This window comes from Arminella tubonensis (assembly GCF_003240585.1).
GTDB classification, from domain to species: domain Bacteria; phylum Pseudomonadota; class Alphaproteobacteria; order Rhizobiales; family Rhizobiaceae; genus Rhizobium; species Rhizobium tubonense.
On sequence record NZ_PCDP01000036.1, the window covers coordinates 319,741 to 332,703 of the forward strand.

A 12,963-nucleotide genomic window follows, 5' to 3' on the forward strand; every position below is an offset into this window, starting at 1 on the left:
GCTTAGCCTTTTGGACACAGACAAGGGCGTGCCGATAGTGGCCGTTTTCGTCAAAGCTTTATTATAATTATTTTTTGGAGAGCGATTTTGAAGTATCGATTTTATCTACTATCGCCGCTGGTTTTCATTGCGGCCTGCAATGGGTCTGACCAAGGGTCGAACCAGGCAAAACAGGTCTCACAATCCACTTTCGACACGCAGGCCGCCGAACTCGACAAGGCTAGCAAGACGATTGCCGATCTTACGAGCACCGTCCAGACCGTCAGCGGTGAAAGAGACATTCTTGCGAAGAAGAACGCCGAATTCGTCACTACCATTCAGACCTCAATCAGAGAAAAGGACGTCGTTGCTGCAGAACGCGACCAGCTCAACCAAACAATCCAAGTGATATTGAAGGAAAAGAGCGATATCACCGATAAGCTGACGCAGGCCAAGGCGGATTTGGTCGATGCGGCAAGCAAGCGAGATGCGCTACAAGATGGATTGGCAACGACGGATGCTAATCGAACCAACCTAACGGCTACCCGAGATGCCCTGCAGGCACAGCTCGCCACGGCCAAAACCGATCTGACCACCAGGATCGCTGAACGAGATGCTCTGCAAGCACAGCTTGACGCCGCGCAAGGCGACAAAACTGCCCTGCAGGCTCAGCTCGCCACGGCCAATACCGATCTGGCCACCAGGATTGCCGAACGGGATGCACTGCAGACACAGCTTGATACGGCCCAAGGCGACAAAACTGCCCTGCAGGCACAGCTCGCCACGGCCAATACCGATCTGGCCGCCAGGGTTGCCGAACGGGATGCTTTGCAAGCACAGCTTGATACGGCCCAAGGCAACAAATCTGCCCTGCAGACACAGCTCGACAAGGCCAATGCCGATCTGACTACCATGACGAGCGCCCGGGACGATCTGCAGACGCAATTGACAAAGGCCAACACCGATCTGACCACCGTGACGAGCGCGCGAGACGCGCTGCAAATTCAGCTTGGGGAAGCTAATACCGCCCTAGCCAAGGCGAATGAAGCGATGGTTGATTTGCAAAATAGACTTCAAAGTACACAGGTAGATCAACAGAAGGCGATCGCAGATCGTGATGCTTCGAACGCAAAATTACTTCAGTTTGCCAAGAATGTTTGCGAACCGAAGGTGCCGCAACTCCAGTAATTTTTACTGAAATATTCAAAGATCCGAAAATTATATTTTACTAGCAGGATATTATTATGAATAGACGCGATTTTATTAAGAAGCTGGGGCTTGCCGGCACCAGCGCGGCAGCCTATGCCGCGTGTTCCGCCTACATGCGCGAGGCTCTTGCGCAATCGACACATACGATCGACGATCTTTTGACGGCGACTGCCGAATGCAAGACGCAAGGCTCGCTTGAAGATATCGAGCATGTCGTCTTCCTGATGCAGGAAAACCGGTCCTTCGATCATTATTTCGGGACGTTGCGGGGGGTACGCGGGTTTGGCGATCCGCGCCCTTTGACGATGCGGGATGGGCAACCAATCTGGTATCAGCTGCAATCAGGAGCTACATCAACGCCCCCCGCTGCGACGGCCCAAAGAATTAGACCATATCGCATGCCCAACAGTGCGGCCAACAAGCCGATCGACGACACCAGTCCCGAGGGAACTGTCGGTGGTGTGTTTGTAACGGACCCGGCTCACGACTATATGAGTGGCATCGGCGCTTGGAACAATGGTCTGAGCGACAAGTGGATCTCTAAAAAGGGGATCGTTTCGATGGCGCATTATACGGAAGCCGATATCCCCCTTTATTTCAAGTTGGCCAAGGCATTTACATTGTGCGACGCATATTTCTGCTCAATCAATGGTCCAACAGACTGTAACCGCAGCTATTTTTATGCGGGAACCAGCAATGGCAAGAACAGCAACAGTCCGTTCAGCGGCGTAGCAGACAGTGTTGGCACAGCAGGCAGGGCAAACTGGAAGACCTATCCCGAGAGACTGGAGGATATCGGAGTCAACTGGAAATTCTACCAGGACGGTTTGACCTGGACAGGAGACCCCTTTGCCGGGAACTACGGCGACAATACGCTCGAATATTTTGCGCAATACAGGGCAAATTTTTCCGCGACCTCGGCTGATCCGGCTTACTACGCTTCGATCAACAAGAAGAACCAGCGCGTCAATTCAGTTCTCCGGACTGATCCGAACAAGCCGTCGCAATTCGAGCAGGATATTATTGACGACAAGCTGCCGGCCGTTTCCTGGATCGCCGCTCCTGAAGCCTTTTGTGAACACCCGAAATGGTCGCCGCATCTGGGCGAATATTATGTTCACGAAATTCTGCGCGCGTTTACCGCCAACAAGGAGGTCTGGAAGAAGACAGTCTTCATCATCACCTATGATGAGAACGGCGGCTTTTTCGACCACGTTCTTCCGCCGGTTCCACCATTGAGCAGCAGCATCGGAAGCACTTCACCTGCGATAACCGTGACAAGTGGCACAACGACACGGGACGTCAATTCAGAGGCAACGGCCAGCAGCAGCAGTCAGCCGCTGGGCATGGGAATACGGGTGCCGACGCTTGTCATTTCGCCGTGGAGCGCCGGCGGGCGCGTTTGCTCTGAGGTTTTCGATCACACCTCGGCCATTCAATTCGTCGATTCCTGGCTCAGTGCAAAAGGCAAGCAACCCAAGAATACGAACTTTCCCGGGATTTCATCCTGGCGTCAGGCCATATCAGGTGATCTGACCAGCGCACTCGATTTCAACAGGGTCGTACCGCTCGTGGATACGGCTTCGGTGGTCGATACCGCCCGTCTGGGTGTCGCTTTCAACGCGACCCAAAAGACGAATGCAAACAATGCCGGCGCTTTGTCTCCAAGCCTCGGCAATTTCAACGCCGATCCGGACAAGGACAAGCTTACCCCGTCAAAGCAGGACAAGACACGCTGCGAAATTTTGCCGCTCGGATATGACTTTTTCGTCGGCGCTTATATCAGGGCTGCGAGCGGTGGCTCGGAACGTGTGGAATACCCCATCACCAATCGGGGCAAGCTTGCTGCGTCCTTCTATGTCATTCCCTATGACAGGACCGGCGCGTTTCCGGGAGATGGCCCCTGGTTCTTTGCTATCGAAGGGGCGAGGGGTGCCCCTGTGACGATCGCTGCCGATGCCGGTGCCTACGCCGCGTTTGGAGCAGCAAACGCAACCACTAAAAACTACTCCTATGCGGTCCACGGTCCGAACGGGTATTTGTTCGAATTCAAAGGCAGCGCGGCAAGTGCCACGGAACGACAACTGGCCGATATCATGGATGCCGTTTCAGCCGATGACGGCAAGACCATCCGCTTTACGCTCAACTGGCCGGGGGCCAATGGTTCTTTGAAGGTGATCAATGCCTATACGGGCGATTTCAAGACTGTCTCCGCTGGAACAGCCGCGGCTTCCATAACTGTCGACATCCCAACCGCCGACGGCTGGTATGACGTTGCCTTTGTCGATGCCGTCAACACGTCATCGCGCTATTTGCGGCGCTACGCCGGGCATCTCGAGAATGGCAAGATCAGCAGGAGCGATCCTGCAATCGGCAAACTCTACAATGCGATCTCTCGCATCTATGAGGACATTCCGGTGATCATCGCGGCGGTGGCACCCGTGGCTGGAGGAGCCGCGGCGGCAACGCCACCGGCGGCTGTCGCGGCTAGCTCTCCGGCTGCGCCGACGCCTGCTTCCGGTGGGGCGACGCTGCTGAACCTTTAGGGATTTGATGCGAGGCAGGCGGTCATAGGTCGCTTGCCTCGCAGTCATGATTTCAGAAAGCCGTCATCGCAACTATACGCATTGCCGCTATCCGCGGCAGCCGATCCTGCAAGTTCCATCAGTATTATTGACGTATTCAAGTTTTTGAAAACGCACGGTTAATTTTCAGGATATTATTATGAACAGACGCGATTTTATTAAGAAGCTGGGGCTTGCCGGCACCAGTGCTGCTGCCTATGCCGCATGTTCTTCCTATATGCGGGAAGCGCTGGCGCAATCGACAACTACGATCAACGATCTCCTGACGACAGACATGCATTGCAAAGGATCGCTCGAAGATATCGAGCATGTTGTGCTGCTGATGCAGGAAAATCGCTCGTTCGATCATTATTTCGGCACGCTACGCGGCGTGCGCGGGTTTGGTGATCCCAGGCCTTTGCGCATGAGGGACGGCGAGCCGGTCTGGCATCAAGCGCAGGTTGACCCAAAAGCGCAGAGAGTGCGGCCTTATCGTTTGCCTAGCACAGGCCCGAAGCCGGTGGACGATGCCAGCGATCCCGGAACCTCAGGCAACGTCTTCCTTCAGGACCCTGCACACGATCATTCCACCGGGCTTGCCGCGTGGAACAATGGCCTGAATGACAAATGGATATCCCAAAAGCAAATCGTCGCGATGGCGCATTATACCGAGGCGGATATTCCGCTTTATTTCAAACTGGCTAAGGCTTTTACCCTTTGCGACGCTCATTTCTGCTCGCTGAACGGCCCAACGGACCCCAACCGCAGCTATTTCTGGACGGGAACGAGCAAGGCCAACAATGAGAACTTTTCCTTTAGCACCTTGGCTTTGTTCGGTTCGTTTGGGAGCGATTGGAAGACCTATCCGGAAAAACTGGAGGATATTGGTGTAAGCTGGAAGTTCTACCAGGATGGCTTGGGATGGCCTTCTGATCCGTTCGATGGAAATTACGGCGACAATACAATCGCATATTTCAAGCAGTTCCAGAACAAGACAACAGTGAAATACGCCAAAGCCCAGAGCGTGAACTCGATCCTTCGGAAAACGGCCAATGTACCTTCGCAATTCGAGCAGGATATAATCGACGACAAGCTTCCGGCGGTCTCATGGATCGTTGCGCCAGAGGCATTTTCCGAACATCCGAAGTATCCGCCCCATTTCGGGGAGTATTATGTCCATGAAATCCTACGTGCGTTCGCTGCGAACAAGAAAGTCTGGCAGAAGACGCTCTTCCTGATCACCTACGACGAAAACGGCGGCTTCTTCGATCATGTGCTCCCGCCGGTCGCTCCAATGAAAACAACGGACGGGCTTGTATCCCCGGGGATTAAATTGACGCCTGCGACCGCCCCGACCGATATTAATTCGGAGTCGACGCAGGCAACGACCGGCTGGTTCGCTTCTGCCGGCGAGCCTCTCGGCATGGGAACTCGCGTACCGACGCTGGTCATCTCCCCCTGGAGTATAGGCGGAAGGGTCTGCTCCGAGGTTTTTGATCACACCTCCTTTATCCGTTTTCTCGATACCTGGCTGATCGCCAGGGAGCTTCAGGCAAAAGACGCGCCGGTCTTCTCCAATATTTCCTCCTGGCGTCAGGCGATAGCCGGCGATCTGACGAGTGCGTTGGATTTTGACCGGCAGAAGCCGACAAGTGAATTGGCTGCGGTGATCGATCCGACCCAGCCGGCCGTGATCCTGACAGATACACAGCGGGCGAATGTCAGAGCCACCGGGGCCTTCTCGCCGAATATGAATACGGTCAATGCCGATCCGGACAAGGATAAACCTGTAGCAGCGAAGCAGGACACGACTCGCTGCGATATTCTTCCGATCGGCTATGACATGCAGGCCTTCGTCAGGTTCACAAGCGATGCGTCAAAAAAATTGCAGTATACGTTTAGAAACCGCGGCATGCTCGGCTCATCGTTCTATGTCATTCCTTATGACAAGGACGACGCCCCCTTGCGTTACAGCATCGAAGGCGCAAAGGCTGGTGGAGCGCCGGTAGAGCTGTCCGACAAGGTCCCGATAACGCAAAGACCCGGCGGTACGCCCGGCGACTATTCCTATGTGGTCTACGGGCCCAACGGCTATTTGTTCGAGTTCAAGGGCAACGCGCTCGCTGGTACTGAAGGGTTCATGCCGGACATTGCCGATGTGAAGTCATTGTCGGAGGGAGGCAGCGTCGAGTTTGGCCTCGATTGGCCAGCGGTAAACGGCAAGGTGAAGGTGATCGATGCCTATACGGGCAGGACCAAGACCGTTGACGCAGGGACGCGCACGGTTGAGGTGGTGACCGCGGATGGCTGGTATGATGTGGCCTTCGTTGATGCCAACAACACCTCGCGCTATCTGCGTCGCTACGCCGGGCATCTGGAAAACGGCAGGATCGGCAAGAGTGATCCGGCTATCGGCAGGCTCTACAACGCAGTCACACGCGTTTACGAGGGCATTCCTGTGATGACGGCGACTGCAACGCCCGTGGCAGGGGGAGGCGGCGCAGCGGCAGCAACCCCGCTGGCCTCCCCGGTTGCCGGACCGGCAGTCGCGACGCCGCCTTCCGACGGCGCAATACTGTTGAACCTTTAGGAGTGGGATGCGAGGCAGGAGCCATCGATCGCTTGCCTCGCATCCGCTATCGGATAAGCCCTTTCGACTTTCACTGTCGCGGCATCGAGGTTGCTGTGGGATGGCCGATCGGGCCTACTGCGCCGGTTGGGGTCCGGGCGTTGCCGGATGTTTCAGGTCGATCTTGCCCTGTTCGGTCGACAGGAACTGTGGGCCCACCTGGCGTACCTTGCTGGAAGGATCGTAAGGTCGATCCTCCGGCGTCTTGATGGGTTCGCTCTTCGCGGCCGATTGCGGGGCAGGTGCCTGCGGCTTGATCGTCTGGATGTTTGTGATGGAACTCTCCGGCTGGCCTGTGACAACCGAGGGCGCGCGCGCGCCGGGTTGCGGATCGCTCATGGCCTTTTCGCGCCTTATCTCATCGTAATAGGCCGACATGTTGCAACTGCAGGAGGATTTTTCGCCGGGCGGCCGCTTCTTGTAGGCGAAGGCATAGGGCATTGCGCTATAGGGCGCTCCCGTCGCCGCCGAGATCATCTGGGTGGTTTCCTGGTTCGGCAGATAGTGGAAGAAAAGCTCGGTCTGGATGCCTGGACACATCTTGGCGCAGCTGTCCGCGTCGCGCTGGAAATCGGCCGCCGTCGCGTCAGGGGTCATGGGAAAGAAGCCGCCGTCGCAGGTTCGCACGCAGACGGTGCGGACGCTGGCTCCGTAGGCCCCGGCGGGCGAGCCGTAGGCATTCTGCGGCAGGCTCCGACCGCCGATCGCCGGCCTCGGCGATGTCTCGTCCAACGGCGGGAAAAACGTGTCGGTTCGCATCGCCTGTTGATCGGGCGTCGGCGGCGGGTCTGTTCGATTGGTGATGATCGTGTCGCCGTCCGTTGATACCGGTTGATCGCAGCCATTGTCGCGAAGCGCCGTTTCCAGCTCGCTGCGCAACGCGTTGTCCGATCCGCCGCTGGCGTCAGCTCGCCGATCCATCAAGTAGCGCAGGTCCTGCTGCATGCGATCGATAGAGCTTCCGATCTCGTCACAGGCGGCCGCATCGTTGGCATCGGCGATTGCAGAGCCTTCGGGGGAGCAGCCGCGATCGCGCAAGTCGCTGCGGGCCTTGCTGATTTCCGAAACCTGTTCGGCAATTGCGTTCGAATACTGCCGTGCCTGATGGGTCGTCCCGATGGTCTCGCTGACGTCGGCGAGCCGCCCGCGCAAATCCTCACAGACGGGATTCATCTGCGCCGCAACCGGCGCCGCCGCCATCAGCGACGCCAGAAATATAAAGGAAACGTTCCGGTTGCGCATCACGTCCCATCCTTGATCAGGGCATCGATCAGGGTCTTCGATCGGGGGGTTGCGCATGCGCCAGCATGAGCAATGCACCCGTCTTTGCTATACAGTATTCCGTCTTAATAAGATGCTGAAGGACCTAGTATCGATTGCCGGGTTTTCCAGCCCCGCATCCGGTGGCGATGATGATATCAAGCGGCGCGCGCAAGGGCCATCGTCGTCGGCGCTGCAAGGACAGTGCCGTCGATCTCGGCGACGGCCTTCATGCGTGACAGCAGGTCCTCGTTGACCTCCCAGGAGACGGCAACGGCGTGGACCGAGCCGATCTTCTTCGGTTCGCCGATGCGCTCGCCCGGGCAGCCCATGCGACGGAACATGCGCTCGAGGAACACATCGGTGACCGTTACGATGTGCGACAGGCCGGAGGTGAGCCCAAGCTCGCCGACGCCACACATCAACTCGGCCGCCGCCACCGTCACCTGGTTCGAGGCACGGTCCTGCGAAATCTCCGGATCGATGCAGAAGCGGCTGGACTCCCAGACGGCGGCGCTGCGGATTTCCGGATTGTGACCAAGGAGGATCGGGAAGGTATCGTCGAGCATGTTCGGTCCCAGCGTCGGCAACAGTCTGAGCGCGCCGCGCAACCTGCCAGTCTGGTCAGAATAGGAGAGTACGTAAATCGGGTTCGACAGATCGTAATGGTCGATCTCCCATTCGCCGTCGACCAGGACGTCCCACTTTAGAAGGTCGTGAAAGACGCGCTTGCGCAGCCGGAACATCTCGTCCATCGCGCCGAGATGATGATGGCGGGTGGTGCCGCTGAAAAGTTTGATCATGCCAGTCTCCGTTGGTTGTTTTCGACGGAAGACTGGCAAATGAGGCAGGGTCGCCATACTGGCACTTGTGACAGTGGAAGAAGCGACGGCTCGACGCTAGAGCTATTTCCGATTTGATCGAATCAGCCTTGAGGACATAACCTTTTGTTTTTCAACAATTTCGTTCGCGGAATCCGCGCTCGGAAAACACGCCAGGACGCTGTATATCAGCAATGCGGGATCAGGCCGCGCCAGACTGCTTCCGCTACTGCCTGGGTGTTGGATACGACATTCAGCTTTTCGCGTGCGTTGCTCATGAAGAACCGGACGGTGCGTTCGCTGATGCCGAGGATGATGGCGATTTCCCAGTAGCTCTTGCCGGCTGCCGACCAGCGCAGCACTTCGCGTTCGCGTGGGGTGATCAGTCGGAGCTCGTCGTCACTAACGGCCCGCGGTCGATCGGCGTCGATCATCGCGGCATGGAACAGAGATGCCAGCGTCTGAATGTCACGACCGAAGCTTCTGAGGAAAAACGGCATCTCGTCGGCGGCAAGCGGGATACAGATGGATAGGGCAGCGGCGCGCGAAGCGCGTGAAAGTAGCGGGTAAGAAATGCCCTCCGCCGGGATGTCGAGTAGCACCGCACGCGTGAGTAACGCTTCTGCTGCCGGCATCTGTTGACGCAAGGTCCCGTGATCCACCGGTCGCACTGATGAAGCGACGAATCTCAACGGCGGCAACAGCAGGTTCAGCCCAACGCCTCCCAGGGCGTGGGCCTGATCATGGGAGAGCGTGTGGTGCAGGCGGTGAAGGAGCGTGGACTGCGAGAAGGGGATAATGTCGATGTAGAGAAGATGGGCGATGCCGTAGGTGGCCCGCATTCGCTCGAAAAAATCCTCAGGCTTGACCGGTTTGCTCTGCTCCAGCCAATCGAACAGTTCGAAGTATCCCTGGCGCATTGTTCAACTCGAACGAAGAAGATCGACGAGTCGAACGGTGCCAACTCAAGGTTGAATTGTCCAGTAGATAAAGGGGGGATTTACCGATTTTCACACTTTAAGCGAGGAAGTTATTGCTTCGCCCGTTTTCGCGCGAGCGAAGTTGGATTCCCCCTGTGGGATCAAGCCGGTTGTGACGCTTCGACCACCGCAAGAGCCGCCATATTGACGACGCCGCGCGAAGTGACCGACGGCGAGAGGATGTGGGCGGGCATGGCTGTTCCGAGCAGGATCGGTCCGACATGCAGGCCGTCGGTCATGGTCTTGACGACGCCGAGCGTGATGTTGGCCGCGTCGAGATTGGGGAAAACCAAAAGGTTCGCCTCGTCAGAGAGCGTGCTGTCCGGCATGACGCGCCGGCGCAGGCTTTCAGAAATCGCGCTATCGCCGTGCATTTCGCCGTCAACCTCGAGATCCGGTGCGGCTTCGCGGATGAGTTGCAGCGCATTTCGCATCTTTGTGGCGCTTTCCGATTCGCGGGAACCAAAGTTCGAATGGGAGACTAGCGCGACACGGGGCGTAATGCCGAAGCGCCTGATTTCTTCTGCCGCGAGCACCGCCGATTCGGCAATCTCCTCGGCCGTTGGATTGAAGGTCACGTAGGTGTCAGTGTAGAAAGTAGCGCCGCGCTGGGAGATCAGCAGGCTGAGCGCCGAGAAGTCGCGGACATCCTTGCGCTTGCCGATGATCTGGCGAACGCTGCGCAGGTGCTTTTCATAGCGCCCCTCGAGGCCGCAGATCAGCGCATCGGCGTCGCCCCGCCGCAGCGCCAGCGCACCGATGACGGTCGTGTTGGTGCGCACGATCGTCCGAGCCGCTTCCGGAATAACGCCGCTGCGGCCGACCAGCGAAAAGAACAGATCTGCATATTCGCGGAAGCGCGGATCATCCTCGGGATTGATGACCGCGAAGTCCGTGTGCGGCCTGATTTTCAGGCCATAGCGCTTGAGGCGCGTCTCGATGACGGAGGGTCGGCCGATCAGGATCGGGACTGCAGTGTTTTCTTCGAGCAGCACCTGGGCGGCGCGCAGGACTCGCTCGTCCTCGCCTTCCGAGAAAACGACGCGCTTGCGTTCCGCCGTCTTGGCTGCCGCGAAGATCGGCTTCATGACGAAGCCCGAACGGAAGACGAAACGATTGAGCTGGTCGAGATAGGCGTCGAAATCGGCGATCGGGCGGAGTGCCACGCCGCTGTCCGCAGCGGCCTTGGCGACGGCAGGAGCGATGCGCAGGATCAGCCGGGGATCGAAGGGCGAGGGGATCAGATAGTCAGGCCCGAAGATAAGCGTCTCGCCGGAATAGGCGCGGGCGGCCACGTCGGATGGCTCTTCGCGGGCAAGGGCAGCAATCGCCCGGACCGCGGCCATCTTCATTTCCTCGTTGATCGTCACGGCGCCACAATCGAGCGCGCCGCGGAAGATATAAGGGAAACAAAGGACATTGTTGACCTGGTTCGGGAAGTCCGAACGGCCGGTACAGATCATCGCGTCGGGCCGGGCAGCCCGGGCAAGGTCCGGCATGATTTCGGGCGTCGGGTTAGCGAGAGCCATGATCAGCGGCTTTTCGGCCATCTGCACCAGTAGATCCGGCTTGAGCACGCCGGCTGCTGAAAGACCGAGGAAGACGTCGGCGCCGGCGATGGAATCGGCAAGCACGCGGTTGTCGCTCTTCTGGGCATAGATGGATTTCCACTCGTCCATCAATTCGACGCGGCCTTCGTAGACCAGGCCTTCTATGTCGTGGACCCAGATATTTTCCCGCTTCGCGCCGAGGATGACCAAAAGGTTGAGGCAGGCAAGCGCTGCCGCACCGGCGCCTGACGCGACGATCTTGATCTCCTCGATCTTCTTTCCGGCAAGCTCCAGCCCATTGAGGATAGCTGCGGCGACGATGATGGCGGTGCCGTGCTGGTCGTCGTGGAAGACCGGGATCTTCATCTTCTCGCGCAGGCGGCGTTCGACGTCGAAACACTCCGGCGCCTTGATGTCTTCCAGATTGATGCCGCCAAAGGTCGGTTCCAGCGCCGAGATCGTGCTGACCATCTCGTCGACGGTCGGGGCCTCGATCTCGATGTCGAAGACGTCGATGCCGGCAAATTTCTTGAAGAGGACGGCCTTGCCTTCCATGACCGGCTTGGATGCGAGCGGGCCGATGTTGCCGAGGCCGAGAACCGCGGTTCCGTTCGAAATCACGGCGACGAGATTGGCGCGAGCGGTGTATTCCGCCGCCATTGCCGGATCGTCGCGGATGGCGAGACAGGGGGCTGCGACGCCAGGGGAATAGGCAAGCGCGAGGTCGCGCTGGTTGCCGAGCGGCTTGGTCGCCTGGATCTCGAGTTTGCCGGGACGCGGGTAGCGATGGAAGAAAAGCGCCTGTTCGTCGAGATCGCCACTCGTCATGTTCTTTTGCGCCTTCGATCCATCATGCGTGTCCATTACGCGTCTCCGTCTTATCACGTCGGTGTCGATTTGAGAGTCCCTTGCATACATCAATCAGCCACGGCGCACAGTACGGAATTGTGACGGAGGACAGGTTTTATGCATGGTCCCATATTCCCGATCCAGCGACCGTCGCACACCGCTTGATACGCCGATGAAAAGGCATCTGTCATCATCCTGAAACACGAGTCTGATTTTGGATGGGTTAACGATGGATAGGGAGCGGACACCAGGTTCGTGATGGAAACAATGGACGTCAAGCGCTTTCGTACGCTGTTCATTTCCGATGTACATCTTGGCTCGAAGGCCGCGAAGGTCGATTTTCTGCTGGATTTCCTGCGTCACCACGAGGCCGACACGATTTTCCTTGTCGGCGATATCATCGATGGCTGGCGATTGAAGCGAAACTGGTATTGGCCGCAGGACTGCAACGATGTCGTGCAGAAGTTGCTGCGCAAGGCGCGCAAGGGTACCCGCGTCGTCTATATCCCCGGCAATCACGACGAATTCCTGCGCGATTTCCCCGGCACGCATTTCGGCGGCATCGAGGTTGCCCAGCGAGCAATACACGAGACCGCCGACGGCAAGAAATATCTCGTCCTGCACGGCGACGAATTCGACGTCGTCGTCCGCAATGCCCGGCTGCTCGCCTATCTCGGGGACTGGGCCTACGACATGGCGATCCTCATCAATATCGGTCTCGCGGCTGTCCGCCGCAAACTCGGCATGCCGTACTGGTCGTTTTCGGCCTGGGCGAAGCTGCAGGTCAAACATGCCGTCAATTTCATCGGCGAGTTTCAGCGCGTCGTCGTCGAGGAGGCAAAGCGCAACAATGCCGACGGTGTCATCTGTGGTCATATCCACCACGCTGTGATCGAGGATCTCGACGGTATTCGCTACATCAATACCGGCGACTGGGTTGAAAGCTGCACTGCTATCGCCGAGCACGAGGACGGCACGTTCGAGCTTATTACTTGGCGCGAAATACTCGATGTTGCGCCCGCCATGGCTCTTCTTGAAGACCTGCGCGAACCGCTTGGCGCCCAGGCTGCCTGAGGCGGCAGTAGCCGGCCCGTCAGGGCCTGGCGTTGCAAATGGAATACG

8 protein-coding genes are annotated in these 12,963 nt (G+C 57.9%); 4 read left to right on the forward strand and 4 right to left on the reverse strand.

The genetic code is table 11. The annotated features are described in order from the left end of the window. Positions 1–87 precede the first annotated feature (87 nt). From CPY51_RS16460 to CPY51_RS16470, 3 genes are all read left to right on the forward strand, one after another. Complete coding sequence (locus CPY51_RS16460; protein ID WP_111161284.1) at positions 88–1,167, forward strand: coiled-coil domain-containing protein; 1,080 nt, start codon at positions 88–90, stop codon at positions 1,165–1,167. A 56-nt stretch (positions 1,168–1,223) separates the two neighbouring features. Next, a complete protein-coding gene (locus CPY51_RS16465; protein ID WP_111161285.1) occupies positions 1,224–3,734 on the forward strand; it encodes a phosphocholine-specific phospholipase C in 2,511 nt (836 codons plus the stop codon). 178 nt (positions 3,735–3,912) lie between these two features. Continuing rightward, positions 3,913–6,342, forward strand: coding sequence for a phosphocholine-specific phospholipase C (locus CPY51_RS16470; RefSeq protein WP_111161286.1), 2,430 nt, complete (start codon positions 3,913–3,915; stop codon positions 6,340–6,342). A gap of 114 nt (positions 6,343–6,456) precedes the next feature. Here CPY51_RS16470 and CPY51_RS16475 read toward each other — a convergent pair whose 3' ends face one another. From CPY51_RS16475 to CPY51_RS16490, 4 genes are all read right to left on the reverse strand, one after another. Beyond that, positions 6,457–7,623, reverse strand: a complete 1,167-nt coding sequence (locus tag CPY51_RS16475) for a DUF2865 domain-containing protein (protein WP_111161287.1) — start codon at positions 7,621–7,623, stop codon at positions 6,457–6,459. 176 nt (positions 7,624–7,799) lie between these two features. Next, positions 7,800–8,444 (reverse strand): acyl-homoserine-lactone synthase, encoded by a 645-nt coding sequence (locus CPY51_RS16480; protein ID WP_111161288.1) that lies wholly within the window; start codon positions 8,442–8,444, stop codon positions 7,800–7,802. Between the two features lie 206 nt (positions 8,445–8,650). Next, on the reverse strand, positions 8,651–9,382 hold the full coding sequence (locus CPY51_RS33825; RefSeq protein WP_111161289.1) for a helix-turn-helix transcriptional regulator: 732 nt from the start codon (positions 9,380–9,382) through the stop codon (positions 8,651–8,653). A 161-nt stretch (positions 9,383–9,543) separates the two neighbouring features. Beyond that, positions 9,544–11,856, reverse strand: coding sequence for an NADP-dependent malic enzyme (locus CPY51_RS16490; protein WP_111161290.1), 2,313 nt, complete (start codon positions 11,854–11,856; stop codon positions 9,544–9,546). 252 nt (positions 11,857–12,108) lie between these two features. On the opposite strand from CPY51_RS16490, the gene CPY51_RS16495 reads away from it, so the two are divergent. Further along, the gene (locus CPY51_RS16495; protein ID WP_111161291.1) at positions 12,109–12,915 is read left to right on the forward strand and encodes a UDP-2,3-diacylglucosamine diphosphatase; all 807 of its coding nucleotides are present in this window, start codon (positions 12,109–12,111) and stop codon (positions 12,913–12,915) included. Positions 12,916–12,963 lie beyond the last annotated feature (48 nt).

What these genes read in the sequence shown, in the direction of transcription:
- CPY51_RS16465 (WP_111161285.1), top strand. Translation starts at nt 1,224, where the DNA reads ATGAATAGACGCGATTTTATTAAGAAGCTGGGGCTTGCCGGCACCAGC.
- CPY51_RS16470 (WP_111161286.1), top strand. Translation starts at nt 3,913, where the DNA reads ATGAACAGACGCGATTTTATTAAGAAGCTGGGGCTTGCCGGCACCAGT.
- CPY51_RS16475 (WP_111161287.1), bottom strand. Translation starts at nt 7,623, where the DNA reads ATGCGCAACCGGAACGTTTCCTTTATATTTCTGGCGTCGCTGATGGCG.
- CPY51_RS16480 (WP_111161288.1), bottom strand. Translation starts at nt 8,444, where the DNA reads ATGATCAAACTTTTCAGCGGCACCACCCGCCATCATCATCTCGGCGCG.
- CPY51_RS33825 (WP_111161289.1), bottom strand. Translation starts at nt 9,382, where the DNA reads ATGCGCCAGGGATACTTCGAACTGTTCGATTGGCTGGAGCAGAGCAAA.
- CPY51_RS16490 (WP_111161290.1), bottom strand. Translation starts at nt 11,856, where the DNA reads ATGGACACGCATGATGGATCGAAGGCGCAAAAGAACATGACGAGTGGC.
- CPY51_RS16495 (WP_111161291.1), top strand. Translation starts at nt 12,109, where the DNA reads ATGGACGTCAAGCGCTTTCGTACGCTGTTCATTTCCGATGTACATCTT.